The organism is Devosia sp. GW821-FHT12F11, assembly GCF_058806655.1.
In genome coordinates this window covers 79,398-101,247 of sequence record NZ_JBXAPX010000005.1, presented here as the reverse complement: position 1 = coordinate 101,247, position 21,850 = coordinate 79,398, and the positions used below count along the sequence as shown (strand labels likewise).

The 21,850-nt window shown below is 62.6% G+C and carries 30 protein-coding genes; 13 read left to right on the top strand and 17 right to left on the bottom strand.

What is annotated here, in order from left to right:
- Positions 1-108: 108 nt before the first annotated feature.
- From AC1ROK_RS15925 to AC1ROK_RS15900, 6 genes are all read right to left on the bottom strand, one after another.
- On the bottom strand, positions 109-318 hold the full coding sequence (locus AC1ROK_RS15925; RefSeq protein WP_492848592.1) for a hypothetical protein: 210 nt from the start codon (positions 316-318) through the stop codon (positions 109-111).
- The gene (locus AC1ROK_RS15920) at positions 318-800 is read right to left on the bottom strand and encodes a response regulator (protein ID WP_492848589.1); all 483 of its coding nucleotides are present in this window, start codon (positions 798-800) and stop codon (positions 318-320) included. Before AC1ROK_RS15920 ends, AC1ROK_RS15925 begins: the two co-directional genes overlap by 1 nt.
- A gap of 907 nt (positions 801-1,707) precedes the next feature.
- Positions 1,708-2,025 (bottom strand): hypothetical protein, encoded by a 318-nt coding sequence (locus AC1ROK_RS15915; RefSeq protein WP_492848588.1) that lies wholly within the window; start codon positions 2,023-2,025, stop codon positions 1,708-1,710.
- Between the two features lie 84 nt (positions 2,026-2,109).
- Positions 2,110-2,352, bottom strand: coding sequence for a hypothetical protein (locus AC1ROK_RS15910; protein ID WP_492848586.1), 243 nt, complete (start codon positions 2,350-2,352; stop codon positions 2,110-2,112).
- A 42-nt stretch (positions 2,353-2,394) separates the two neighbouring features.
- Positions 2,395-2,703: a hypothetical protein gene (locus AC1ROK_RS15905; RefSeq protein ID WP_492848584.1), complete on the bottom strand. Its 309-nt coding sequence runs from the start codon at positions 2,701-2,703 to the stop codon at positions 2,395-2,397.
- Positions 2,704-2,786: 83 nt separating this feature from the next.
- Complete coding sequence (locus tag AC1ROK_RS15900; protein WP_492848582.1) at positions 2,787-3,446, bottom strand: DUF6766 family protein; 660 nt, start codon at positions 3,444-3,446, stop codon at positions 2,787-2,789.
- 209 nt (positions 3,447-3,655) lie between these two features.
- On the opposite strand from AC1ROK_RS15900, the gene AC1ROK_RS15895 reads away from it, so the two are divergent.
- Positions 3,656-4,543: a DUF72 domain-containing protein gene (locus tag AC1ROK_RS15895; RefSeq protein ID WP_492848580.1), complete on the top strand. Its 888-nt coding sequence runs from the start codon at positions 3,656-3,658 to the stop codon at positions 4,541-4,543.
- A 127-nt stretch (positions 4,544-4,670) separates the two neighbouring features.
- On the opposite strand, the gene AC1ROK_RS15890 is transcribed toward AC1ROK_RS15895, so the two are convergent.
- Together AC1ROK_RS15890 and AC1ROK_RS15885 are read right to left on the bottom strand one after the other, a co-directional pair.
- Entirely contained in the window at positions 4,671-4,889 is a 219-nt protein-coding gene (locus AC1ROK_RS15890) for a hypothetical protein (RefSeq protein WP_492848579.1), read from the bottom strand.
- A gap of 100 nt (positions 4,890-4,989) precedes the next feature.
- Entirely contained in the window at positions 4,990-5,199 is a 210-nt protein-coding gene (locus AC1ROK_RS15885; RefSeq protein WP_492848577.1) for a hypothetical protein, read from the bottom strand.
- Between the two features lie 301 nt (positions 5,200-5,500).
- Between AC1ROK_RS15885 and AC1ROK_RS15880 the strand changes: the two genes are divergently transcribed.
- Positions 5,501-5,719, top strand: a complete 219-nt coding sequence (locus AC1ROK_RS15880) for a hypothetical protein (protein WP_492848575.1) — start codon at positions 5,501-5,503, stop codon at positions 5,717-5,719.
- A gap of 304 nt (positions 5,720-6,023) precedes the next feature.
- On the opposite strand, the gene AC1ROK_RS15875 is transcribed toward AC1ROK_RS15880, so the two are convergent.
- From AC1ROK_RS15875 to AC1ROK_RS15860, 4 genes are all read right to left on the bottom strand, one after another.
- Positions 6,024-6,266 carry a hypothetical protein gene (locus AC1ROK_RS15875; protein ID WP_492848573.1) on the bottom strand — a complete coding sequence of 81 codons (243 nt, stop codon included), beginning with the start codon at positions 6,264-6,266 and terminating at the stop codon, positions 6,024-6,026.
- A 730-nt stretch (positions 6,267-6,996) separates the two neighbouring features.
- Complete coding sequence (locus AC1ROK_RS15870) at positions 6,997-7,215, bottom strand: hypothetical protein (RefSeq protein ID WP_492848572.1); 219 nt, start codon at positions 7,213-7,215, stop codon at positions 6,997-6,999.
- A gap of 511 nt (positions 7,216-7,726) precedes the next feature.
- Positions 7,727-8,506, bottom strand: coding sequence for an exodeoxyribonuclease III (gene xth / locus AC1ROK_RS15865; RefSeq protein ID WP_492848570.1), 780 nt, complete (start codon positions 8,504-8,506; stop codon positions 7,727-7,729).
- A 45-nt stretch (positions 8,507-8,551) separates the two neighbouring features.
- Positions 8,552-8,956 (bottom strand): low affinity iron permease family protein, encoded by a 405-nt coding sequence (locus tag AC1ROK_RS15860; protein WP_492848568.1) that lies wholly within the window; start codon positions 8,954-8,956, stop codon positions 8,552-8,554.
- A 171-nt stretch (positions 8,957-9,127) separates the two neighbouring features.
- Here AC1ROK_RS15860 and AC1ROK_RS15855 point away from each other — a divergent pair, with 171 nt between their 5' ends.
- Positions 9,128-10,093 (top strand): SDR family oxidoreductase, encoded by a 966-nt coding sequence (locus AC1ROK_RS15855; RefSeq protein ID WP_492849245.1) that lies wholly within the window; start codon positions 9,128-9,130, stop codon positions 10,091-10,093.
- Between the two features lie 17 nt (positions 10,094-10,110).
- Here the strand turns inward: AC1ROK_RS15855 and AC1ROK_RS15850 are convergent, their stop codons facing one another.
- Entirely contained in the window at positions 10,111-10,968 is an 858-nt protein-coding gene (locus AC1ROK_RS15850) for an alpha/beta fold hydrolase (RefSeq protein WP_492848566.1), read from the bottom strand.
- Between the two features lie 32 nt (positions 10,969-11,000).
- On the bottom strand, positions 11,001-11,189 hold the full coding sequence (locus tag AC1ROK_RS15845) for a hypothetical protein (protein WP_492848564.1): 189 nt from the start codon (positions 11,187-11,189) through the stop codon (positions 11,001-11,003).
- A 325-nt stretch (positions 11,190-11,514) separates the two neighbouring features.
- Here AC1ROK_RS15845 and AC1ROK_RS15840 point away from each other — a divergent pair, with 325 nt between their 5' ends.
- The 4 genes from AC1ROK_RS15840 (at position 11,515) to ku (AC1ROK_RS15825) (ending at position 14,067) form a co-directional block, all read left to right on the top strand.
- Entirely contained in the window at positions 11,515-11,715 is a 201-nt protein-coding gene (locus AC1ROK_RS15840; protein WP_492848562.1) for a DUF2934 domain-containing protein, read from the top strand.
- Positions 11,716-12,035: 320 nt separating this feature from the next.
- Entirely contained in the window at positions 12,036-12,344 is a 309-nt protein-coding gene (locus AC1ROK_RS15835; RefSeq protein ID WP_492848560.1) for a hypothetical protein, read from the top strand.
- Between the two features lie 276 nt (positions 12,345-12,620).
- Entirely contained in the window at positions 12,621-12,809 is a 189-nt protein-coding gene (locus AC1ROK_RS15830) for a hypothetical protein (RefSeq protein ID WP_492848558.1), read from the top strand.
- Between the two features lie 433 nt (positions 12,810-13,242).
- On the top strand, positions 13,243-14,067 hold the full coding sequence (gene ku / locus AC1ROK_RS15825; protein ID WP_492848556.1) for a non-homologous end joining protein Ku: 825 nt from the start codon (positions 13,243-13,245) through the stop codon (positions 14,065-14,067).
- Here the strand turns inward: ku (AC1ROK_RS15825) and ku (AC1ROK_RS15820) are convergent.
- On the bottom strand, positions 14,064-14,933 hold the full coding sequence (gene ku, locus AC1ROK_RS15820) for a non-homologous end joining protein Ku (protein ID WP_492848554.1): 870 nt from the start codon (positions 14,931-14,933) through the stop codon (positions 14,064-14,066). The genes ku (AC1ROK_RS15825) and ku (AC1ROK_RS15820) overlap by 4 nt on opposite strands.
- 486 nt (positions 14,934-15,419) lie before the next feature.
- On the opposite strand from ku (AC1ROK_RS15820), the gene AC1ROK_RS15815 reads away from it, so the two are divergent.
- Together AC1ROK_RS15815 and AC1ROK_RS15810 are read left to right on the top strand one after the other, a co-directional pair.
- Positions 15,420-15,734, top strand: coding sequence for a hypothetical protein (locus tag AC1ROK_RS15815; protein WP_492848552.1), 315 nt, complete (start codon positions 15,420-15,422; stop codon positions 15,732-15,734).
- 294 nt (positions 15,735-16,028) lie between these two features.
- Positions 16,029-16,289, top strand: coding sequence for a DUF6894 family protein (locus tag AC1ROK_RS15810; protein ID WP_492848550.1), 261 nt, complete (start codon positions 16,029-16,031; stop codon positions 16,287-16,289).
- A 45-nt stretch (positions 16,290-16,334) separates the two neighbouring features.
- Here the strand turns inward: AC1ROK_RS15810 and AC1ROK_RS15805 are convergent, their stop codons facing one another.
- Both AC1ROK_RS15805 and AC1ROK_RS15800 read right to left on the bottom strand, forming a co-directional pair.
- Entirely contained in the window at positions 16,335-16,484 is a 150-nt protein-coding gene (locus AC1ROK_RS15805; RefSeq protein ID WP_492848548.1) for a hypothetical protein, read from the bottom strand.
- Positions 16,485-16,664: 180 nt separating this feature from the next.
- Complete coding sequence (locus AC1ROK_RS15800; protein WP_492848546.1) at positions 16,665-16,985, bottom strand: hypothetical protein; 321 nt, start codon at positions 16,983-16,985, stop codon at positions 16,665-16,667.
- 637 nt (positions 16,986-17,622) lie between these two features.
- Here AC1ROK_RS15800 and AC1ROK_RS15795 point away from each other — a divergent pair.
- The 4 genes from AC1ROK_RS15795 (at position 17,623) to AC1ROK_RS15780 (ending at position 21,694) form a co-directional block, all read left to right on the top strand.
- Entirely contained in the window at positions 17,623-18,006 is a 384-nt protein-coding gene (locus AC1ROK_RS15795) for a response regulator (RefSeq protein WP_492848544.1), read from the top strand.
- Between the two features lie 24 nt (positions 18,007-18,030).
- Positions 18,031-18,432, top strand: a complete 402-nt coding sequence (locus AC1ROK_RS15790; RefSeq protein WP_492848542.1) for a hypothetical protein — start codon at positions 18,031-18,033, stop codon at positions 18,430-18,432.
- A gap of 247 nt (positions 18,433-18,679) precedes the next feature.
- The gene (locus AC1ROK_RS15785) at positions 18,680-19,855 is read left to right on the top strand and encodes an alpha/beta fold hydrolase (protein WP_492848540.1); all 1,176 of its coding nucleotides are present in this window, start codon (positions 18,680-18,682) and stop codon (positions 19,853-19,855) included.
- A gap of 279 nt (positions 19,856-20,134) precedes the next feature.
- The gene (locus AC1ROK_RS15780; protein ID WP_492848538.1) at positions 20,135-21,694 is read left to right on the top strand and encodes a PAS domain-containing sensor histidine kinase; all 1,560 of its coding nucleotides are present in this window, start codon (positions 20,135-20,137) and stop codon (positions 21,692-21,694) included.
- Positions 21,695-21,850: the final 156 nt, after the last annotated feature.

Genomic DNA, 21,850 nt, shown 5'->3' with positions numbered 1-21,850 from the left:
AAGCTGCTGTTCTGGATTCTGGTCGCGGCAGCGATCCTGACGCCGATCGCATTGCTGCTCGGCTGGAGGTAGGACGATCAGCCGCCAGGCCGATCCAGAAGGACCCTTCTATCCCTGCTCCATCTTGTTGGGCAGCAACTCGTCCGGGGTCCGGTGGCCGTCGAGGTAGCTCCTCAGCACCTTGCCGGCGGCAAGAGCCTCCGCGTCAGCGGGCCCGAGTTCCATCAGTGCGCGCCGTGCCTCGGCCATCGACAGGTGATGGCGCCTCGCAAAATGCGGCACCAGCAGGCGTTGGTCGAAGGTAAGCGTAGCAGACATCAATCGGTCTCGCCTGGTGCAACAGGGAGCGGCCCGGCTCGCATGGCGGTCTGCTGCAGCTTTGACTTGATCTGGTCTATTTCCTCCTGGCGGGTCGCTTCCACGTCGCGCTCGGACCAACGATCCGGCAGTTCCGTATCGGGAGCCTCCAGCACGGCCTCGATGCTCAGAGCGGTCAACGGCTTGCGCAGGAAGGCAGCGCCCGGAAACAGGACCGGGTCGATGCGATCGCCCGATCGGATGATGAAGGCAAAGCGCACCCCTGCCGCCGAGAGCATTTCGGCGATCGGCGTTGCGTCGGTACCGTCGCCCAGGTCACGCTCGAGCAGTGCGAAATCCAGGGCCTCGGGTTTCAGCTTTACTGCGTCCTCAAGGCCATGGGCGACGCCTGCGACCTGGTGGCCGCACTGTTCGATGAGCGATGCAACCGCCCCGGCTTCGACGCGATCGCGTTCCAGGAGGAACACCCTTTTGCTTGCCATCTGACAACCCGGCTCCGTGATACCTGAGAGCTAACTTGCTCGCTCTGCACCAGTTCCGAAGGCTGCCTGATGCGGGGGCGTCATGCGCTCTCGTGCGCCGCTGCATCGTCGCCGCTCGGCACCTGTTCGCATCGGGGAACGGGATGGCCTCTGCCAGCTTCAGAGCGCCGGGTCATCGATTAACAAACTGAGATGCAATGTCGGCCGCGTCGTGACAGGCTCCAGCCAAACGGGAGGATATCAATGAACAGCGAGTGGTGGATTGGCAGGGTACTGCCGGGGTTTGTCGGAGCAGCGATCTTCTTCGTCCTGCTGCTGATCTGGAATAGCATGACCGGTGGCACCATTGTGGACGCCTTCGGCGGTGCCCGCTCGTCGCAGATCGATGCAGTGCAGTTGATCCCCGGCCCCGCTGGGCCAAAGGGTGATACGGGACCCGCGGGGGCCAAGGGTGACGCCGGTGCGCCGGGGCCGGCCGGGCCTGTTGGCGAGGCGGGCCCGGTCGGGCCCGCAGGCAGCACGGGACCTGTTGGTCCTGCCGGACCCAAGGGAGATTCCGGACCAGTCGGCCCCAAAGGCAATACCGGTCCGACCGGGCCTGCAGGTCCGAAAGGCGACGCTGGTCCCATTGGTCCGAAAGGTGATGCCGGCCCGGTTGGACCGGCCGGGCCCAAGGGGGACCCAGGTCTTCCTGGTCCAAAAGGTGATGCGGGCCCCGCTGGCGCCAAGGGTGACCCAGGCCCGATGGGACCTGCCGGTCCGATGGGGGAGATTGTCCCGGCAGCTCCGTCGCCATAAGCGGGGCAAAGCCGACGGTGCAATGCTGCACCGGCGACAGGTCGGTTGGGGGGCGGCCGCAGCTCCCAACCCGGTCCGAAGGGCGGCGTTGTCGGCGCCCCCGCGGAGCTCAGTCGATCTTCAGCCCGTCATAGTCGAGCGGAAACAGGAATTCGCCACGAAGCACCCGGACCGGGCCTGCATCTTCGAAGGCGCCGCTGTCATCCTGCCTGACGGTGTAGAGCTTCTCATTGCGGAAGGCGCTGGCGACCACCTGCGTCGTGGTAGGCGGAACGCCATGCGCCCTGATGCTGGCTTCCTCCAGCGCCGCAACGGCGCGAGCCTCGCCGCTGGAATGCGCGCGCACCACGACTTCTCCGTGGTTGAGGGCAAGCTGCCAACCGGCATCCTCCGGCGGCGCTGACGGTACGAGCCGATAGATGGTCATTTGGTCACCTGGTTTGTTGAGTTGGTACCGCCCGCCCGAGGGCAGCTGCGGCGGCGAGATCGAGCTGCGTCGTGTAAACCGCCATCAATGCCAGCGGTCGACGTCGCGGGGGTTACGTCGTTGCATTTCCCGCTCGTAGATTTCGAGCGCCAGTGGGCTTTCGATGATCTCGAGCAGCCGGTCGATCGCTTCCTTGCGACTGATGCCGCCCTCGGGCGGCAGGTAGTCGTAGAGCACGTCCGATACCATCACGACGATATCGTCGGCGTTGACCGGCAGGTGGCCAAGCCTCCGCTCGGCTTCAGTGTAATGCTGCATGTGGGGCATCCGAGCCTCCTTGCGGTGAACCCTTGTGAACGGTGGGCCAGGTCACCTCTGATCGTTGTACGGCTGCTTGGTCTCGCCAACCATTCGCGCCAGCTCGCTGAAGGGCGGCACCTCGCGCCCGCCGGCCATGTTGTTGGCGAGGCGCAGCAGGCGAACCGGAAAGACGATGGCGTCGCGGTTCGCCGGGGTCAGATCTTCGGCAACGCGATAGTCGCCCAGGGCGCTTTCCTCTGCGATGGCGAGCACCCGATCCACCTCATCTGTGCCGACCAGGCCTTTGCTCACCAGCAACTGGTGCATCAGCGCCATCGCCATGACCAATCCTTCAAGCTGCAGGTTGGCAGTGTTCATTCGGTCACCTCTCGGGCGTTGAGATTGAGCAACGTGCGGGCGCATCGTCAGTTGCTTGCAAGGGGCCGTGTCCCGCGTGGGATTCAACTTCCCGTCTTTCCGTGCGGGGCGGCAACCGGCTTGGACTCCGGCGAATAGCGGAAGCGGAGAAAGATCGAGAGGACGACGATTACTGCGGTCGACAGGAACTCCGACTGCCAGTTCTGGAAAGACTCGAACCACAGTTGCGCGCTGAACAGGTGCTCGATCAGCGAAGCGCGAGCCTGCCCGTGCAGGGCGGCTTCCGCATTTGCCGCTGCCGCGCTGCCCATCCAGTGGGCGACGAACGAGACGAGGAACAGCGCCACGAGCACGATGCCGAGCGAGTAGGAATAGAGCCACAACCACAGCCCGCCGACCCGGACAGGCCAAGGCGCTCGCTTGTCGCGCCGCTTGCCGGCCGGATTCTCATCGACCTCCTCCTCGGCATGAGGATCTTTCGATTCCGACGACCCACGCTGGAACAGAAATGCGGTAAGCACGACGTAGAACGACATCTGGAGAAACTCGCTCTCCCAGTTTTCGAACACCGCCGAGACAAAACTGCCGCTGACAAGGTACGACCACAGGTCGGTTGTCGGAGCGCCGTGCTCAGCCAGGTTGCTGTTCTCCACTTGCAGCCCCGCCAGCGCCATCCCCCACAGCGAAAGCGTGGTGAGCACTAGAAGAACGATAGTCAGGCCGTTGTTTCGTAACCAGCTCATGGCGCGGCGATATCCTCGGGAGGGACCCAACTTGGTCAGCTGATCGAGGTTCCCCGGCACCCGATTGGAGCGGTCGGAACTGGTCGCCCAGGTGCGGCGCGCAATTCACTGCAACTGAATGCGTTGCGAGAGGTTGGGTTCTTCCCCAAGGAGAAACCGATGCTCACGCTGCCGATCACCGCCGTTCGTTTCCGCCGTCGACGCGACGCTTGACCGAGGTCGACATGTCCGTGGCGACAAGTGCCGACGAGCGCCGCGCCAGAAAAGCCGAAAAGCGCCTGAAGCAGCGGGAGATGACGCTGGTGCGGGCAGCAAAGATGCACGAGGCGCGCCTGCGTGCCGAAGCCACCGGCCATGTCCCGAAAGTTGCAACCCCGCCGGCGTTGAATATCGGGTGCTCAGGCTGGTTCTACTGGCACCTCAAGGGCAGCTTCTATCCCAGCCAGATGCCGACCAAGGAGTGGTTTGCCCACTATGCCGAGCACTTCGGCACGGTTGAACTGAATGCACCGTTCTACTCCTGGCCAACGCTGGCGACAGTCGAGACCTGGCGCAGACAGGCCGAAGGCCTGCGGATGATCTACACCGTCAAGGCATCGGAACTCATAACCCATATCAGGAAGTTTGAGGACACTGAGACACTGGTGCGGGACTTCGGCCATATCGCCGATCTGCTCGGCCCGCTGATGGGCTGCCTGCTGTTCCAGCTGCCACCCAGCTACCACTACTCCCGCGAGCGCCTCGACAGCATCCTGCAGCAACTGGAGAAAGCGCGCCGAAACGTCGTGGAATTTCGCCATTCGAGCTGGTGGAACGACGACGTCTATCAGGCATTCCAGGCGGCCGGCGCTATCTTCTGCTCCTCGAGCGCGCCCCGCCTGCCTGACTCCGTCATCAGGACGGCCGATGACATCTATGTCCGCTTTCACGGCGTCGAGAGGTGGTACCGCCACGACTACAGCCAGGCGGAACTGCTCGATTGGGCGCAGCGCATCCGCGCCGTCGGGGCAAAGCGGGTGTGGATCTATTTCAACAACGACTTCGACGGTTACGCGATCAAGAACGCCACCATGTTGTCGAAGCTGCTGTGCGACTGAGGCGGCAAAACCGAAAGACAGAAGGCAGCGGTCCCAATAGCGACCGCCTCCCTCCCATCCTGGGAGCAATCTTCAGGTCCTGAACTCAAGCTCGTGCACCTGCCTGGATTGCGCCGCTGCCCGTTCGTCAGATGTGGCCATGGGCCTGCAGCAGCGTCCGCAATGCCTGCCCCTGCGGGGTGTTCTGTTCGCGCGGCAGGTACTCCTCAAGCGGCATATCTCGAGAGTTGCCGCCCGACGAAGCGTTGGGCTGGTGGCGCACCGTGGAGCCGTCATGCCCCCCGACGAGCAGCCACTGGTCGCCGTTTTCGCTGCTGTAAAAAACTAGGTCATTCTCAATAGACATCAGAGGTCTCCTCGCGAGCGCACTGTCGCATCAGATGCAACGTGCGAGAGTGCAGATGGTGACAGGGGGCTATTTGGAGCGGTGCCTCCCGGGCGAGCGCTCAGTCGAAGCGGTTAGCGGCCGGCGGATCGCTGGCCGGGAACGACTCGTCGGAGGCTTCATCGGTCGGCGTCCACGGGCGCCTGGGGCGATCGCGCATCTCTTCAGGACCAGCCGCGCGCACCTGCACCTCGCTTTCGCGGGTGCCGACGGCCCTGCCGTCGCGAAACGCGGCCTTGGGTTTCTTGGGCGGGGGAGCGTGAAGTCGCATCTTGTCATCCTTGCTGTTGAACATCCCCAATGGCGCGGCCGTGCAAAAGGTTGCCGCCGTCGTTCGATGACTGATGGCAGTGCATGGGCAGTTCTATCGCGGTAGCGGCAGTGTTTCGCTCCAACCGAAATATTTCCAAACTTATCGCTGGTAACAATGGGACATGGGCGTACAGTTCTCCCGTCGGCTTCCCGCCGTTTGGCCCGCACCTCCGGGGTGCTGGCGTCATGCTCGTCGGCACCCTTTGCGGCGTGCGTCGTTCCCGCCCCTGACGTGGGCATCATCGGATCGGACCAACATCATGCTTGATATGCGCTTCGCCGGCCGGCTGCGTTTCATTGCCGGCGCCGGCTCCATGACGTTGCCCGACAACTTTGACGCGCCCATCCAGATCGAAGCGGCAGCGATGGTTGGGTTTGCCACCGCCTCAGCCGACGGTGTCCACTGGACGGGCCATAAGCGCCCGCCCCGGCCCAAGGGACCCGCAAGGTCTCGCAAGCACCTGAAACTGGTAAAGTGACGACCGCCGTCGCCTGCGCGCCCTGGTCGGCCGAAGCTGCTCTGCTGGGGGTAAGAGCCGGACCCGGCCGGGAGGCGCAGCGGGTCCGGCGCTCAGTCGCCTGAGGTTGAGGGAGACTTCCACCCAGGCTCCGTCTCAATCCAGTCTCGCACGGATGGTTCCACGGCCCTTTCGCCAACCCGCTCCTGGCCGCTCCGTCAATATCAAATGACATGTTGGACGTAATATTTCGCCGGGAACGAACACGACTGGCGCAGGTTGCTTCGGCCTAAGGATGTTCTTAGGAGAAGCAATAAATGGCCAATCAACCGAGTTCCGGCACCAGCAAGTCCTCGTCCGGAAACAAGCCGACCTCATCAGGATCGCCCGGCAAATCCGGCTCGGCCAGCGCAAAAAGCGCCAGCTCCAGCAAGAGCGACAGCGGCAACGACAAGTCGGGAGCCACTCGAGGCGGGACCCGCGAACAGCACGCCGAGGCCGGCCGGCAAAGCCACAAGAACGACGACAAGAAGTAAGCGCCGGCAAAGGCGGTCGTGACTTTGTTCACGACCGCCTTCTGCAATCTGGCAAGCCGAATGCCGAATAGGGAGCCGCGCTCGACTCGTGCCCTTCGCTATTTGTGCGACCTTGGACGGCCCGCCACCAGGCCGCGCACCAATGCTCATCGTCGCCAATGAGGCCGCAGTACTACCGCCGCACCCGGAAGGTCACCAGTGGTGCTGGGTGATGACCTCGAGCGAGGAGGCGAGCAAAGCCCTTGTGGGCCGCGGGTTGCTCCGCAGTCTCGCCGCCAGGGGACAGGTGATAACGCCCTTGCCGCTGGAGTCTCTGCTACGCGTCCGCAGCCCGGCTTTTTCTGGTGGCACGCCGGTGCTTAGATAGCCCTGCCTGGGCGGAACACCAGCCCCATGACATCGATGGAGACGACGAGGAAGTAGGACCTCAGACGAGTTCGGGCTTTGTACCGCAGCCAGCGTCGAGGAGGTGTTCGAGCATTTCCCCAACGTGCCGGTGATGCTGAAGCCCTTCAGCGATGAGGAATTGCTCGCTGCGGCTGCCGCCCTGGTGTCCGATACTGGCACTCATTTTGGTGCCTGAGCTTCAAATCGACGGAGAACCACCATGCAAAGCCACGACACCATGCAACATCGCAACACCCAGACGAGCGTGCTGGAGCAGCGGCGGCCTCGGGCCTCGCGCGCGAAATTTCACGACTGTCAGTGAAACCAGGTCAGTCGCGGCGCGCCAATTCGGCGCCCGGCAGGCAGACGAGCGGTTCACTTCGATCGCGCGTCGATTGTGGTCTGCCGCTCCTCCGAATCAAAGACGACGATGTCCGAAGCTCCGGCCAAACGCAGTTCTCGAACCAGTTCGGCAGCCTGCGCCTGGGATTTCACCTCTATTCTGCCCATACCAGTCTGCATTCGGTAGGTTACTACACAGGCAGCCGAACGCTGCTTGGTGGCACGCCCGATCTTTCTGGAAACAAACCACATACGTTCCCACCCTTGTGGCTCGCATCTCGCTGATACCACCGAAATGCTTTCATCGGATTAATCTGGCCGCCGTTGCGGCACCCTTCCGGATGACGAGATGACGGCCGCCTTAAACGCAGTGGCGAGCCTGCCGGCGACGACCGCCGTCCCGATGATCCAGTGATCACCGCGCATTGGTCGAACCTGCAATTTCGCTGAAAGCAACGTCAGTGGCCCGTCACCCATATAGGCTATGACGCTGCTGCTCGGTTGATCAAACCCTCATCCGGCACGACGGCACCGCGACAAACTACTTCGCCCCACAGCGGTGCCGTCACCCCCTCGTTGACGGCCCTGGCTCGGCACGCGATCTCTCACAGGGTGAGGCAATGGGTGGGCTTTTTCCGACATTCCTGTTCCTGATGATCGCCGCTGCCGCCATCGGCGTTGGGCTCGGGGTGCCTATTCAAGGCACCTGATTGCGACGCCGGCGGCGTTCCGGCTGTGCCAGCTTCGGACCTGTCTCCATCGCTCAAGCGGTAAGTTCTATCCAAGCCGGCGCATGGTCACTGGGCTTGTCCCAACTGCGTGTCTCGACGTCGACACCGGCGTCGCGGAGCGAGCCACGCAATGACGGGCTGATCAGCACGTGGTCCATCCGCAGGCCCGAGCTTCGGTCGTAGCCGCCTCGGTATGAAAAATTCCAGTAAGTGTAGATGCCCTTGTCAGGGTGGATGACCCTGAGAGCGTCGATCCAGCCCTGTTCGAGGAGCCTCGCATAAGCTGTTCGCGCTTCCGGGAACATCACCGCGTCCCAAACCCATCGGCCAGGCACGACTGCATCGATGTCCGTTGGCACCACGTTGAAGTCGCCACAAAGCACGCTCGGTGCGCCAGCCGCCAGCAGCGCCCGAGCATGGTCGAGCAGGCGTTCGAACCAGCGCATCTTGTACTCGAATTTCGGTCCGGGGGCGGGGTTGCCATTGGGCAGGTAAAGGCATCCGACGATGAGATCACCGACCTGGGCCTCGAGATAACGGCTGTGAGCATCGTCTGGATCTCCGGGCAAGCCGCGGCGGCGTTCGATGGGCGCGGTCCCGCGAGCCAGGATGGCGACCCCGTTGTAGGATTTTTGTCCGTGCCAGATCGAGTGGAACCCCGCCTCCGTGATGGCAGCTTCGGGGAACTTCTCGTCAGAAGTCTTCAGCTCCTGCAGGCACACTACATCCCTCTTGGTTTCGGCCAGCCACCTCAGCAGCACCGGCAACCGTCCATTGACGCCATTAACGTTAAAGGTGGCGAGTGTAGTCATTGCCGAGGATCCTTCGATTGGCCGGTGGCCCACGCATAGGGACGGTCAGTGTCGCTTCAGGCCAGCGTCTTCCATCGCCTCGTCGATCGCTTCCGCAGCTTCTCGCTCGACGCGCTTTCGCTCTTCCTCGATCTCTCGCGCATCGAGGTGCTCGAGCCCGACGACCTTGTTGGTGGCGGGCGAGTGTTCGATCAGGTAGTCGAGCTTGACGTGCAGGGCCGCCTCGCTGCGCGCGCCGGCGACAAGAATAACGCCGCTGATGACGATAGCCGCGACCGACAGGAAGATATTGAAGGCGAACATGAAGCCTTCATTGAACTGCACTGCGGCCCCAATCCCGATGCCCACCATCAAAGCCACAAACGTGGCGACGAACCCCCGCCAGTCCGACAGGAAGTCGGCGAAGCGGTAAATCAGTCCGCTGATGCGGCTGGAAGGTGCTTGCTTCATGGTGGCATCGATAACGTGCCTGGTGCGATTTGGATGCGGGCCCGCGGGAGGGCGATCAGCCCGGCGCGATTGCCAGTGATCGCGATCTTGACGCGACGACGTCGGTTTATGTCGCGTGGCAACCTTGCCCTGCTCGCCGAAGTTGACCTCCTCAGCATCAAGGAGAGCACCATGGCATCCAAAGCTACAGCTCGGCGGCAGCGGGACATTCAGGCAGAGGTCGCGACAGCCGATGCCGCCACCCCAAAAAAACGGGAAGTGGCCATGCAGGCGGGCGCCCGCCCCTACCCTGAACCGCCATTTCCGAAGCAGCATCAGCCCAAGCCGGGAGCCGAGTTCAAACTGGATCCCGCCCCGCTCTATGACGCGCCGTTCTATCTTGGCTCGAAGAAGCTCGCCGGAAAGGTAGCGTTGATCACCGGCGGCGACTCCGGCATCGGTCGGGCGGTTGCCGTGCTATTTGCCCGCGAGGGCGCCGACGTGGTGATCGCACATCTCTCCGAGGACCGAGATGCGGCGGAAACCAAGGCCGCAGTCGAAAATGAGGGCCGCAGCGCCATCGTGATCAAAGGTGATGTGCGCAATCGCGCCTTCTGCGAGGATGCAGTCGAGCAGACCATCGCGGCGTTCGGCCACCTCGACGTCTTGGTCAACAACGCCGCCTTTCAGGTCCACACCAAGCGTATCGAGGACCTGAGCGAAGAGCATTTCGACGAAACGCTGAAGACCAACCTCTACGGCTATTTCTTCATGGCGCAGGCGGCAGCCAGGGTGATGGAGGCGGGCTCAGCCATCATCAATACGGGCTCGGTCACCGGCATCGAGGGTAGCCCGGCGCTACTGGATTATTCCATGACCAAGGGCGGCATCCACGCCTTCACCCGGTCACTGGCGGGTCAATTGTTGGAGCGGCATATCCGGGTTAACTGCGTCGCGCCGGGGCCGGTATGGACCCCGCTCAATCCCTCCGACAAGGAGGCCGATGACGTCAGCAAGTTCGGCTCAAAGGTGCCGATGAAGCGTCCGGCGCAACCGGAGGAAATCGCGCCGGCCTATGTCTTTCTCGCCAGCCCGCAGATGTCGAGCTACATCACCGGAGAAATTCTGCCGATCATCGGCGGCTATGGCGGCGGCTAAGCCGAACCGAAGCCGGCTCAGTCCCGGAGGAACCTCTGGAGAGCCCTCGCCAGTTCGTCCGGCGCTTCTTCGGCCATGTGGTGCCCACTGTCGATAGCGTAGCCGGTCACGGCAGGCGCCCAGCGTCGCCAGATCGTGAGAGGATCGCCGTATAGCAGTTCCATGTCGTCGCGTTTGGACCACAGGTGCAGCGTCGGACAAGCTATGGTTCTCCCCGCGGCGCGATCGGCCTCATCGTGGCTTCGATCGATCCCCAGGCCGGCACGATAATCTTCGACCATGCCGTGCACAGTGGCCGGATCCGACGTGGCAGACCGGAAGTCGCGGTAGGCTTCTTCACCCATGAACTCGGGCGTTGCCGCGTACCACGCAACGGGATCTGCGAGGATGGCGCGCTCCGGCTTTTCCGGCTGCGCGAAGAAGAACCAATGCCACCACAGCTCGGCAAACCGGGCGTCGCACCGTTCCAGTGCCTCGACGATCGGGACGCCGTCCAGCACGGCCAGCTTTGTGATCTTGTCGGGGTGATCCAGGGCCGCGCGAAAAGCGACATAGCTGCCTCGGTCATGGCCGACGATGGCAAACTTGTCATGGCCCAGCCGCGCCATCAGCTCGATACAGTCACGCGCCTTCGCCCGCTTCGACGATCCGGCGTGATCCGGCGCATCGGCGGGGTGGCTCGATTGGCCGAAACCCCTGAGGTCGGGGCACACCACGCTGAAGGATGGAGCAAGACGATCCGCCACCTGCCCCCAGGTCATGTGGGTGCGCGGGTGGCCATGCAACAGCAGAACCGGCGGCCCCTTTCCACCATGACGTACCCTCAAGCGGGCCTCAGATAGATCAACGAAATCGAGCTCGAATCCTTCGAACATCCCTCGGACCTCTTGCACCTGACCGAGAGCTTCTAGCTGGTCGCAGTAATCGCGACGCGGATCGCAACGCTGCTGCCGAACAACAGCAGGCCGAGATAACCCATGAGCGGATCTGCGTCATGGCGACCGACGAACGGTACTTCCCGGGCAAGACCGTACTTCACCATGATCGCCGCACCGGAAACATTCAACGCCAACAACACCCATGCCGCAACTTGCACGCTACCCCTCGCGGACTGAAATCATCCCTCCCCACCATAACGGCTTCAGCGACCCCGTCGACAAGTGCTGAACCAGCCCGCTCTTTGTGCGTTCGCAACGCAAAGCAAACAGAGGAGACGATGATGCCCGCCACTCAATCAAGCCGAGGTCGTTCGCTGGATCGCGCCATGGTCGCCGGCGGCCAGGACCTCGAAGTTCGCTACGACAGCAAGAAGACTGGCGCCACGAGGTCAAGCCGGCGGTGACGTCCGCTGGCATCAGCCGTACGAAGGTGGGGCAAGCTTGGCAACTGATGTCCCCACGCTATCAATGATAGAGATTTCCATGTCTGCACTGACCACCCACGAACAGATCAAGGACCGCGCCTACGCCCTCTGGGAGGCCGACGGCCGACCGGAAGGGCGAGACAAACATTACTGGGAGAGCGCCGAACGGCAGCTTTCCGAAGAGCTCGGCCTGGACCTTTCAGCCGAGCAGACCGAGGTAGAACAGCCCCCGCTGGTCGCGGGGTTTCCAAGCCACTGATGCGCCAGCGCTGACCTAGAGTGTTGTGTGAACCAACGTCCGTTGCCGACGTTCTCAAGCTCCCGACCACGAGAGATCAAACCATGGCAATTACGAGCCATGTACGAGCCCAGGACTAGGCCAGGGTGAGCATTGCCACAGCAATATTCTTGATGCGTGCTTCGTCGGGAAGCCTCTGCGCAGGATCGCACCATCGACGGCAAAGCGGTCCCAGACGATCAGGTGGCGGCAGTCGTTAGCGCGGCAATTGCCCGCAAACTTGATCAAATGCAACCAACTCGACTCTAGTGGGTGGGGTAGTGTCTGCCGCGGGGGCCGACATGCACGAGAACCATTTTCGGGAATCGTTATTCGCCTCGACGTCGATCAAACCCTTTGCCACCCGCCTACGCAGTCTTCGTCTCGATTTTCTTGAAGTTCTCCGCACCCTGGGCGACACAAACCTCCACATCCTCCATCGGTCCCGCGCCATAAGCCGGCTAGACGACTTGGAATCCCAGGCGGCAACCCTGCTCGAGGACTTCCAGAAGACGGCACCGTCAGAGGACCCAACGGGCAAGTTTGGCGATTTCAGGCTTCGGCTTGAATCCTTCCTTGCCGAGTTTGCCGCTCGACGCGGGCTCGACTGAACAGTCGCCGCATCGCCTGCGGGCCCGATCATCAGTGATCTGCCTGGGACCTGTACATCGATTCAAACCGGATCGACGCCAGAACGCGGCACTCACGAGAGTTCGTGTTCCGCTCCTTTGGAGCGACATCAACTGAGGCACAAAGATACCCCTCGGCGAGAAAGTTCGTTTCGGTCGTCAATATCAAATGACAATCTTCCGAGTAATTTGATCCGGAACGAAGCTCAAACGGCAAGGTTGGTTTGCCCTAGGGATGATCCTTAGAGGAGAAACAAAATGGCCAACCCGCAGAATTCAAGCGGCAACAAGTCATCGGGCAACGGCAACTCGTCCAGTAACGGAAACAAGTCTGGCAGCTCCCAGTCCAAAGGCTCCGGCAGCGAGAAATCGTCGTCCGGCACGCAGGGCGGCACCCGGGAGCAGCACGCGGAAGCCGGGCGCCAGAGCCACAAGAACGACAAGTAAACACCCGCCGGCCCGCTCCTTTTTAGGGGGCGGGCCTTTCCTTGGGAGGACACCATGTCCAAGGCATACTCGGAGGACCGTTTCCCGTCCCCGCGGATTCCACCGAAGCTGACGAATACTGCACGAACCCCGCCCGTGCATGAGAAGCTGCCACGTATGACGAAGGAACCGACCTTCGATGAGGACCGCGAACGCTCGGCAACGTATGGGGTGCATCAGCAGGACGAGCAGAACTAGCGCTGGGCATCGCTTCGCTTTGTGCAGGGAGTGCCCTTGTTCCCCCAGCTTGCGACCCGCTACGACAAGTCGTCGGGCTCTCCTGCTCAGCCGTCGCTGCCCTAACGCGTTTCGGAAGTGGTGAGGCTCTACGACCGCTCCCATCGGAACAACCGTGCGCATAAGGCGTTGCCCTCGTTAATCGACGGAGGTGATCGTGGCAGTTCGACCATACTGGAAAGGTTACCTGAAGCTGTCGTTGGTGACGTGTGCAGTGACGCTCTCGCCGGCGACCACAGAGGGCAACCGCGTTCGCTTCCACACTCTCAACCGCACCACCGGTGACCGGATCTACACCCGGTACGTCGACGCCGAGACCGGGCGGACGGTGGATGACGATCACCAGGTGAAGGCGTACGAGAAGGCCGAAGACGAGTTCGTGATCCTGGAGGATGAGGAACTGGACGCCGTGAAACTCGACAGCGTCCGCACCATCGACATCGACGAATTTGTCGAGGCCGATACCGTGGAGTGGACCTATTTCGACACGCCCTATTTCGTGGTGCCGGCCGACGAGGTCGGTGAAGAGGCTTTTTCCGTCATTCGCGAGGCGATGGCCGAACAGAACGTGGTGGGTATCTCTCGCCTCGTCCTCGGCAATCGCGAGCGCGCAGTGATGCTGCAGCCCTGGGATACCGGCATATTGCTCTGGACGCTCCGCTTCGGCGACGAAGTGCGGGATGAAGACGAGTATTTCGAGAAGGTCGACGAGGCAAAGCCCGACAAGGAAATGCTCAGCATGGTCGAGAAGATCATCGAGGAGCGCACAACCGCCTGGAACAAGGACATGGTCAAAGACCCCGTGCAGGCCAAGCTCAAAGAGATCATCAAGGCCAAGGAGTCGCCTAAGCGGAAATCGAAGCCTGCAAAGGCCGAGGCCCAGGCCGAGCCCGAAGCTCCCACCAATGTCATCAATCTCATGGCCGCTTTGAAGAAGAGCCTGGAGAACAGGCCCGGTCGGCAAGCCAAAGGCGGGCGCTAACCCGCCTTTCGCTGTGCGGGAGCAATTTTCTTAGCTGGCGCAGCCTTGTTCGTTTTCGACTTGCTGGCAGAACGACGCGGCGCCGACTCGCCCTTGGCGCCGGCGCTGAGCCGTAGCGCCTCAAGCAGGTCGTTCTTCTTCGTTGGCTTGGGAGGACGAAGTGGCACAATCTTCTTGCCGTTGATCTTGGCCTGCACCAGATCGGCAAGAGCCTCCTCGTAGCGATCGTCGAACTTGCTCGGGTCGAACTCGCCGGCCTTGGTCTTGAGAATATGCTTGGCCAGATCGAGCATTTCCGGCTCGATCTTGCTCTTCTTGATCCCTTTGAAGGCGTCGGACGCGGAACGGACCTCGTAGTCGAAGTTCAGCGTAGTTGCGATCAACCCGTCATGGTGTGCACGGATCAGAACCGGCCTCAGCCGCCGGAACAACACGGCGTGCGCGATTGCAGCCGCCTTTCGCTCTCGCAACGCCTCGCGGATCAGGACGAAGGTCTCGTTCCCAATGTCGGTGGTCGGCAGCAGGTAGTAGGGTTTGTCAAAGTAGGTGGGTTCGATTTTGTTGCAGGCAATGAATTGGTCGACCGTGAGAGCCTTGTCACTGTTCGGCACCGCGGCTGCGATCTCCTCGGGCTCGAGCACCACGTATTGGCCATCGCTGGTCTCGTAGCCCTTCACTTGGTCCTCGTGCTCGACTGGCTTGTCCGTTTTCTCATCTACATAGAGACGCTTGAGGCGGTTTCCGGTGCTGCGATTGACCATGTGGAGCGAGATGCGTTCCGACTGCGACGCGGCTGCGTACATCGACACCGGGCACACGATCTCCGCGATCTTTATGACACCCTTCCAGATTGCTCGAGCTGCCAATTTGCGCGACCTCCGTTGAGACCTCACAACGGTTGGAGAGCCAGCCTGTTCCCTCTCCGGAGCGGGGAAGGGCCGGCGGTCCGGCGCACACCCTCGCCCCGCCCCTCTCTATCCTTGCCGACCGATGACGGCTGGGGCTGCAGGCCCCGGAGGCGATCCTTGAGGGTGCCCGCAGCGCCGGCCGTAAGTCCAGCTTGGTGAGCATCCAGCGGTGCAATGGAGGGAGTTCCACTATTAGCTCGAAGGGTCGAGCTTGAGGAAGACTACATACCCTATTCGATGGACGGCGGGTCTGGCTGTAACTGTGTAAGCCGGACCCGGCTGGGAGGGACAGCGGGGCCGGCGGCTCACAGGGCCCGAGGCCAGGCAACCTCAGGCCAGCTTTCCCACCTCAGGAATGCGATTTGGTTCCGACGCTGTCGGCCCTCGACACGGACGGAACCTGCTGACCCTAAGGAAGTTTGAGGCTGCAACGGGAGCTTCAAAATGTACGAAGAAAACTCGTCACCCTCGCGCGTCATGAGTCCGCTGATCACTCGGCGGAAACTGGCAAGGGAGAGGGTGGCACCTTACCTGCCTGACCTGAAGCGCTGGCGGAGCAAGTCGCTGCAGTTGCGCGCCATGCACAACTCTCGCCATCAAACGGCTGACGCACTGGCTGCCGGCGCAATGCAGCTGGCCGCTTTGCGAAGAGAGATGGAGATGGCCCGTCAGACGTTCATTCTTGAGATGGATGACGTCCGTGAAATGCCTGCTGTCGTCGACTTTCTTGCGGCCCTCGATAACCTAATACAGGGCTGAGGGACCGGACCTTAGCCGCCAAACAGGTGGGTAAGGTTGCCGACCAGATAGATACCGGCTGCGATGAGCGCGACGGTCACAAGCCATGCGACGATCATCCATCTAGTGCCGTACCGCTCCCTAAGCACGATGCTCCTCCCCAGGCCGGATCATCCGCCGTCTGCTATGGGCCCATGCATCGAGCTGCACCATACCGCCCTTTTCCTTGGCTGCAACAGTTCGTGTTCAAACGCGGAGGGCAAGATTGCAACCAAGCTTGTCGTGCCACGTATTCCGTTACTGGTGGAGGCTATCATGCGGTATTACTTCGACATTTTCGATGGCGCGGGCTGGGCCCGAGACGACGTTGGCGTGGAATGCGCTAGCGACCGAAGGGCCCGTCACCAGGCGGTGCTGGCACTGACCGAGCTTGCCCGTGAACTGCTGCCGTCCGATGGCCCGTCGAAAGAACTCGTCATCCGGGTGAGGCACGGCAACGACGCAGCCTTCTCAGTTCGGCTGGCCTTCGATACATCGGCGGGACCGGCACTGGCCGATCCCTCACTTGTCGTCTGAACGATCAGCCTCTCAAGGGCCAGTGCCCGGTCAACAGGGCATAGATCAGCCCGCCAAGGTTGCGCCGATAGCCACACCGCCAATTTCTGCCCACCGGGGCAGCCCCTTCTTGAACATTAGCGGTGCATAGATGGCGAGAGCCAGCAGTGCTGTCGCGACGGCGACATGGACCAGCAACTGATAGGCAGCGACCACTCCCACCTCCCATTCCGCGTCATAAACCGCGCGCTTGTGCGGCGGTTCCGTCCGGGGCTGCGGAACTGCAATTTCGCTGACGCTCGCACTCAGTCGGGCGTCAGACAGTGTCTGATAGTGTCGGCAAACTGCACCGATACGCCGCGTCACGGTGCAGAAAATAAGACCAGTCGGCGCCCCCTATGGTGTGCCGCCCATTGGGGTGGCGCCGACACCTCCCAAGAGGTGCAAAATGGCAAGCGCATTGATTTCCGCGGGTACCTTCCCATCCGTCGTCGCCATCTCCGGAACGATGGCAGTCATCGGGATCGGTTTCGCAGCAGATACGGCCACTAAGGTTGCGGCGGCAACGTCGGTGAAGACCATCCGGAAGACCAGCTGCATCTTCCGCTTGCCTGGCATGCGGGCCGAAAATCTGAATATCGCCAGATCGGTGGCGTTGCGAGCCCCCAGAACGCCAGGTCCGCTGGCCGCGCCGCCGGCGCCGACCTTTGCCCACATATTGGCAGTGGCATCCCTCAGAGTGAGAAGCGGTCCGCGGGTCAGCTACCCGAAGGATTTCTTGCTTAAGCGCGGCATGCACGTGACGCCCAGGCAGCAGGGCAATTGGATCATGGTTGACGCCGGCCAGGGTCGTGTTGGCGGGTCGCCGCCAGGCTGCTTCGAACCATCGTTGCGCGGTAGGCGCGCGCGCTCAAGTATCGGGCACAGTCCCGACCGCTTCCGGCCCCTTGGTCCGGGAGCCAGATCCGACGGGCATCGCTGCATGCAGGATGCCTGTCGGGTCGCCACCAGCGAAATGGGTGTCATCGGGCAAACCGCTGCGCCTAGCCTTGGCCGATGACGCTCAGGTGCCGGTGGGTCCGCCGCAAACGCCACCGGCACTTTACGTCCATGAGGTTGGGCACCGGGCATCGACGGAGAGAGCGCGTCAATCATGGGCACCGCCCCGTTCTCTCGAGTATCGCCGACATGTCATTTGTAAATGTCCGGCCTAGCGGACGCGGCTAGGGTGCTTGCAGGCCGAACGAGCAAGCGCTTCATCGGCACTCTCGCTGCCTCCGGGCGTTCTGGCAAAGCGCATCGAGCCTGCCGTCACACCAAGGGGTGGACGGTCCTCCTGCGTCGGCGAAGTAGCATGATCCCCCACCCGACCATTCCCACGGCCCTCGTCGTGGAGACGAACTATCTGATTGCTTCGGTCATGGAGGCGCCACTGCTCCACGCCGGGTACCGGGTGGCAATTGCTGCCCATCCCGATGAAGCGTTCGCGCTGCTCGATGCGCGCGACATTCGTCTGGCACTCATCGACTTCCGCCTGCAGCACGGCGAGCCGGAGGGACTGGTGGCCCGGCTGCGACAACGGGGCATTCCCTTCATTTTCTGCACCGCAGCCAGCGTCGAGGAGGTGTTCGAGCACTTCCCCAACGCGCGGGTGATGCTGAAGCCCTTCAGCGATCAGGAACTGCTCGCAGCGGTAGCCGCCCTGGTGTCCGACAGCGGCTCACATGTAGGCGCCTGAGCTTCAAATCGACGGAGAACCACCATGCAAAGCCACGACACCATGCAACATCGCAACACCCAGACGAGCGTGCTGGAGCAGCGGCAGGCCAACGGCACGCTGAAGCCGTTCATCGGTGCTTTGCAGGGGTGGAACGGCAAGGTGGCGCGCCTCCGCGCGCTGGCGGACTCGGTCTATAGCACCGAAGAGGACAAGGCTCTCGCCCGCTTCGAAAGCAGCGCACTCGTCGCCGAAATCCGGCGCGGCCACACCCAACTCCATGCCGCGATCAAGGGCGAGCCGCCGCACAGCCGGCTCGACCATGTCGACGCGGCGTTCCGGCGGCTGATCGATCAGTTGCGGATGATGTCGGCGGGCGCCCCGTCGGAAGCCACGCCCCCACCACCGGCGGGCTGGGGTGTCCATCAGCAGGACGAGCAAAGCTGAAGCCGCTCCGCGTCGCCGACGCCATGATGACGTTGCTGTTCTGGATCCTGGTGCTTGCGGCGATCCTGACCCCGATCGGCCTGTTGCTGGGCTGGAGATAGCGAACGGACGACAACCGCAAGCCGGACGATGCCCTGCGCTGCGGCGTACCTGGCCATCAAGCGGCCTCGCCGTTGCAGCAACGGAACCTCCTTGACCCAGTCAGGTTGGACACCGGCGGAGAGGCCTCCGCTCTCAAGGGGATTGCATGCCACTGGTTCTCATTCTGCGCTGGGTGTTCAGCCTGCTGTCGCTCGCCGTCCTAGGTGCGGCGGGCTATTTTCTGTGGCGATGGTACGATGGAACGGTACTGGTCGACGCCGATGGCGTGACCCACCGCATCCGCGAAGATTGGCCGCTATGGGTTGGGGTCGGCGCGCTGGCATGGTCGTTCCTGGGGGGACTGCTGCTGAGGCCTTTGCTTGCCAGGCGAGACGTGAGGCTGCTGAAGCCGGCGCGAATGCCGGAGGCTCGCACGCTCGAAAGCCCCACGGGGTCTAGCCTCTACGTCGAGACTGATGGCCTTGCAGGAGCCCCGACCATCATCCTGACCCACGGGTGGGGCCTTGACAGCACCATTTGGGGCTATGCCGTCGAGGATCTCAGGGCGCGCTTCCGCATCATTGCCTGGGACCTTCCAGGCCTTGGCCGCTCAAAGGGCAAGATTGCACTCGAAACGTTTGCCGCCGACCTGCGGTCGGTCATAGCGGAGACCTCCGGCAAGGTGGTGCTTGTCGGCCACAGCATCGGGGGCATGACCATCCAGACCCTGGTACGCGACGATCCCCAGTTCGTCGAACGACGCGTCGCCGGCATCGTGCTGCTCAACACCACGCATACCAATCCGTTGCGCACCATGATCTTCAGCCCGCTCTGGCGCCTGCTTCGCTGGCCGTTGATCGAGCCGTTGATGTGGCTGGTAATTCCGCTGCAGCCGCTTGCATGGCTTGCCGCATGGCAGAGCTACCTCAGCGGCTCGGCTCACCTCGCCAACCGCATCGGCTTCGGCAGGCACGTCACGCGGAGCCAACTCAACGCAGTTACATTGCTCACCACCCGCAACTCCCCTGCGGCCCAGGCCCGTGGCAACCTTGCCATGTTCCGCTGGGACGCCACGGGGGCATTATCCAACGTCTCGGTTCCGGTGCTGGTCGTCGGCGGTGCCCTGGACATTGTCACCAAGCCTGAAGCAAGCCGCGTCATCGCGCAGAGTTCGGCCGCTGCACGTACAATGATCGTCGACGACGTAAATCACATGGGCTTTCTCGAGCGCTGCGACACATACAATGGGGCGATTGGCAAATTCGCCGCCGAGGTGCTGGCGGCTGCGAGCCCTGAGGGCACCCCGCAGAGCGATCAGGATCTGACGCGCTCCTCAGTGTGAACGAGGATGTTCAGACAGCCGTACTCGCATGCGGTCTGACAAGTTTAATCGATCAGGGAACCGAAGCTTGTTCGCGGCATTATTAGCGTATCCGCACCATGCGGACGATGAACCCCTCCCCCGGGTTTCATCGCGACACCGGGATACGCCCCTATCCTTGTGCACTAGTGAGACCTCGGCCCTCCAGGGTCGAGGTCCCTTTTGTTCCCGGAGGGGCAACCAAAGCGCTGCTCGCAAGTTCCTGCGTACCCGGCACACTTGTCGGGCGGACAGGGCCGGATGAACAATTCCCACAATTTCGACGCGTCGCTCACTGATGACGGGCGGTATCGCCTTTTGGTCGAGGCGATCAGCGACTATGCCATCTACATGCTCGACCCCACGGGGATCGTGGCCAACTGGAACGCCGGCGCGCAGCGGTTCAAGGGCTATCGGCCCAGCGAGATCATCGGCCAGAACTTTGCGGTCTTCTATACCGACGAGGATCGGGCCCTTGGACGGCCGGCCATCAATCTCAATCGCGCCGCCAAGGAGGGCCGGTTCGAAGACGAGGGCTGGCGCGTCCGCAAGGATGGCAGCCAGTTCTGGGCCCATGTCGTCATCGACCGCATCCTTGATCCCAACGGCAATCTTGTCGGTTTCGCCAAGATCACGCGCGACCTTACGGAGCGCCATCAGACTCAGCAGGAACTCGAGCGCGCCCGGGAGGCGCTGTTCCAGTCACAGAAGATGGAGTCGATCGGGCAGCTTACCGGCGGCATAGCGCATGATTTCAATAATCTGCTGATGGCCATTATCGGCAGCCTCGAGATCGTGCAGCGCCGCATGACGGCCGACCCCGCCATAAGTCCGTTCATCGACAACGCGCTGAAGGGCGCGCGCCGCGGGGCGGCGCTGACCCAGCGCATGCTGGCCTTTGCCCGCCGGCAGGAGCTCAAGATGGGCTCGGTCGACCTCAAGGCAACAGTCGAGGGGATGAGTGACCTGCTCGACCGCTCGCTGGGCCCGAGCATCCTGATCCGCACCGAGTTTCCCGAGAACCTGCCGGCTGTTCGCACCGATATCTCGCAGCTCGAGGCGGCGATCCTCAATCTGGCGGTCAACGCACGCGATGCCATGCCCGAAGGCGGCACGGTGCGCCTCACCGCCCAGCACAAGGCAGGCGACCGCCCGGGAAATTATGTCGTGTTCAGTGTCACCGACGAGGGTGAAGGCATGGACAGCGACACCCTCGCCAAGGCGACCGAGCCATTCTTCACCACCAAGGGGGTCGGCAAGGGCACCGGTCTCGGCCTGTCGATGGTGCATGGCCTCGCCCAACAGTCGGGCGGCTATCTGGAACTGCAGAGCCAGCCGGGCGTCGGCACCACCGCCTCGATCTGGCTGCCGGTGACCGATGCAGATGCCGATGCAGCTGTCGCCCCTCCGCCCTGCCAGCCCATGGACGGCCGAAAGGTGCTGTGTGTGCTCGCAGTCGACGACGATGCGCTGGTGTTGATGAACACCGTGGCAATGCTGGAAGAGCTTGGTCATGAGGTGGTGGAGGCTCATTCGGGCCGCGAGGCCCTCGAGGCGCTGGAGCGGCAGGAGGTGGACCTGCTGATCACCGATCAAGGCATGCCGAAAATGACCGGCGCGGAACTGGCCCAGAAGGTACAGGCCGCCTGGCCGCACATCCCCATCCTTGTCGCCACGGGCTATGCCGAGCTCAGCGACAGCACGGCGCGCGACCTGCCCCGGCTGTCCAAACCTTTCAGCCAGCAGGATCTTGCTGCTGCCATCACCACCGCCGTCGGGGCCGCGTCGGCCGCCCGACCAGTGGCAGTTCCTGCGCTCTGATCGCCAGCCGGGCCACGCGGTCGTGGCGACCGCTCAACCCTTTGGCCTTGCCGCCGGCGGCCAGTCGGTGGGCCGCGCCCTCGCTGGCTTTTCGAGATCGCTGATGTCTGGTGATTGCCGCTGGGGCTTGCGATCAGCCTTGTCGGGCGGGCTTTT

Bases quoted from the DNA above. Each gene is read 5' to 3' on its own strand.
- AC1ROK_RS15850 (WP_492848566.1), bottom strand. From the start codon at position 10,968: ATGTTCGAAGGATTCGAGCTCGATTTCGTTGATCTATCTGAGGCCCGC.
- AC1ROK_RS15910 (WP_492848586.1), bottom strand. From the start codon at position 2,352: ATGCCCCACATGCAGCATTACACTGAAGCCGAGCGGAGGCTTGGCCAC.
- AC1ROK_RS15785 (WP_492848540.1), top strand. From the start codon at position 18,680: ATGCCACTGGTTCTCATTCTGCGCTGGGTGTTCAGCCTGCTGTCGCTC.
- AC1ROK_RS15780 (WP_492848538.1), top strand. From the start codon at position 20,135: ATGAACAATTCCCACAATTTCGACGCGTCGCTCACTGATGACGGGCGG.
- xth (WP_492848570.1), bottom strand. From the start codon at position 8,506: ATGACTACACTCGCCACCTTTAACGTTAATGGCGTCAATGGACGGTTG.
- AC1ROK_RS15885 (WP_492848577.1), bottom strand. From the start codon at position 5,199: ATGCGACTTCACGCTCCCCCGCCCAAGAAACCCAAGGCCGCGTTTCGC.
- AC1ROK_RS15870 (WP_492848572.1), bottom strand. From the start codon at position 7,215: ATGTGGTTTGTTTCCAGAAAGATCGGGCGTGCCACCAAGCAGCGTTCG.
- AC1ROK_RS15855 (WP_492849245.1), top strand. From the start codon at position 9,128: ATGGCATCCAAAGCTACAGCTCGGCGGCAGCGGGACATTCAGGCAGAG.
- AC1ROK_RS15880 (WP_492848575.1), top strand. From the start codon at position 5,501: ATGCTTGATATGCGCTTCGCCGGCCGGCTGCGTTTCATTGCCGGCGCC.
- AC1ROK_RS15925 (WP_492848592.1), bottom strand. From the start codon at position 318: ATGTCTGCTACGCTTACCTTCGACCAACGCCTGCTGGTGCCGCATTTT.
- AC1ROK_RS15810 (WP_492848550.1), top strand. From the start codon at position 16,029: ATGCGGTATTACTTCGACATTTTCGATGGCGCGGGCTGGGCCCGAGAC.
- AC1ROK_RS15815 (WP_492848552.1), top strand. From the start codon at position 15,420: ATGTACGAAGAAAACTCGTCACCCTCGCGCGTCATGAGTCCGCTGATC.
- AC1ROK_RS15915 (WP_492848588.1), bottom strand. From the start codon at position 2,025: ATGACCATCTATCGGCTCGTACCGTCAGCGCCGCCGGAGGATGCCGGT.
- AC1ROK_RS15905 (WP_492848584.1), bottom strand. From the start codon at position 2,703: ATGAACACTGCCAACCTGCAGCTTGAAGGATTGGTCATGGCGATGGCG.
- AC1ROK_RS15860 (WP_492848568.1), bottom strand. From the start codon at position 8,956: ATGAAGCAAGCACCTTCCAGCCGCATCAGCGGACTGATTTACCGCTTC.
- AC1ROK_RS15890 (WP_492848579.1), bottom strand. From the start codon at position 4,889: ATGTCTATTGAGAATGACCTAGTTTTTTACAGCAGCGAAAACGGCGAC.
- AC1ROK_RS15835 (WP_492848560.1), top strand. From the start codon at position 12,036: ATGCACGAGAACCATTTTCGGGAATCGTTATTCGCCTCGACGTCGATC.
- AC1ROK_RS15840 (WP_492848562.1), top strand. From the start codon at position 11,515: ATGTCTGCACTGACCACCCACGAACAGATCAAGGACCGCGCCTACGCC.
- AC1ROK_RS15790 (WP_492848542.1), top strand. From the start codon at position 18,031: ATGCAAAGCCACGACACCATGCAACATCGCAACACCCAGACGAGCGTG.
- AC1ROK_RS15830 (WP_492848558.1), top strand. From the start codon at position 12,621: ATGGCCAACCCGCAGAATTCAAGCGGCAACAAGTCATCGGGCAACGGC.
- AC1ROK_RS15800 (WP_492848546.1), bottom strand. From the start codon at position 16,985: ATGTGGGCAAAGGTCGGCGCCGGCGGCGCGGCCAGCGGACCTGGCGTT.
- AC1ROK_RS15920 (WP_492848589.1), bottom strand. From the start codon at position 800: ATGGCAAGCAAAAGGGTGTTCCTCCTGGAACGCGATCGCGTCGAAGCC.
- AC1ROK_RS15795 (WP_492848544.1), top strand. From the start codon at position 17,623: ATGATCCCCCACCCGACCATTCCCACGGCCCTCGTCGTGGAGACGAAC.
- AC1ROK_RS15900 (WP_492848582.1), bottom strand. From the start codon at position 3,446: ATGAGCTGGTTACGAAACAACGGCCTGACTATCGTTCTTCTAGTGCTC.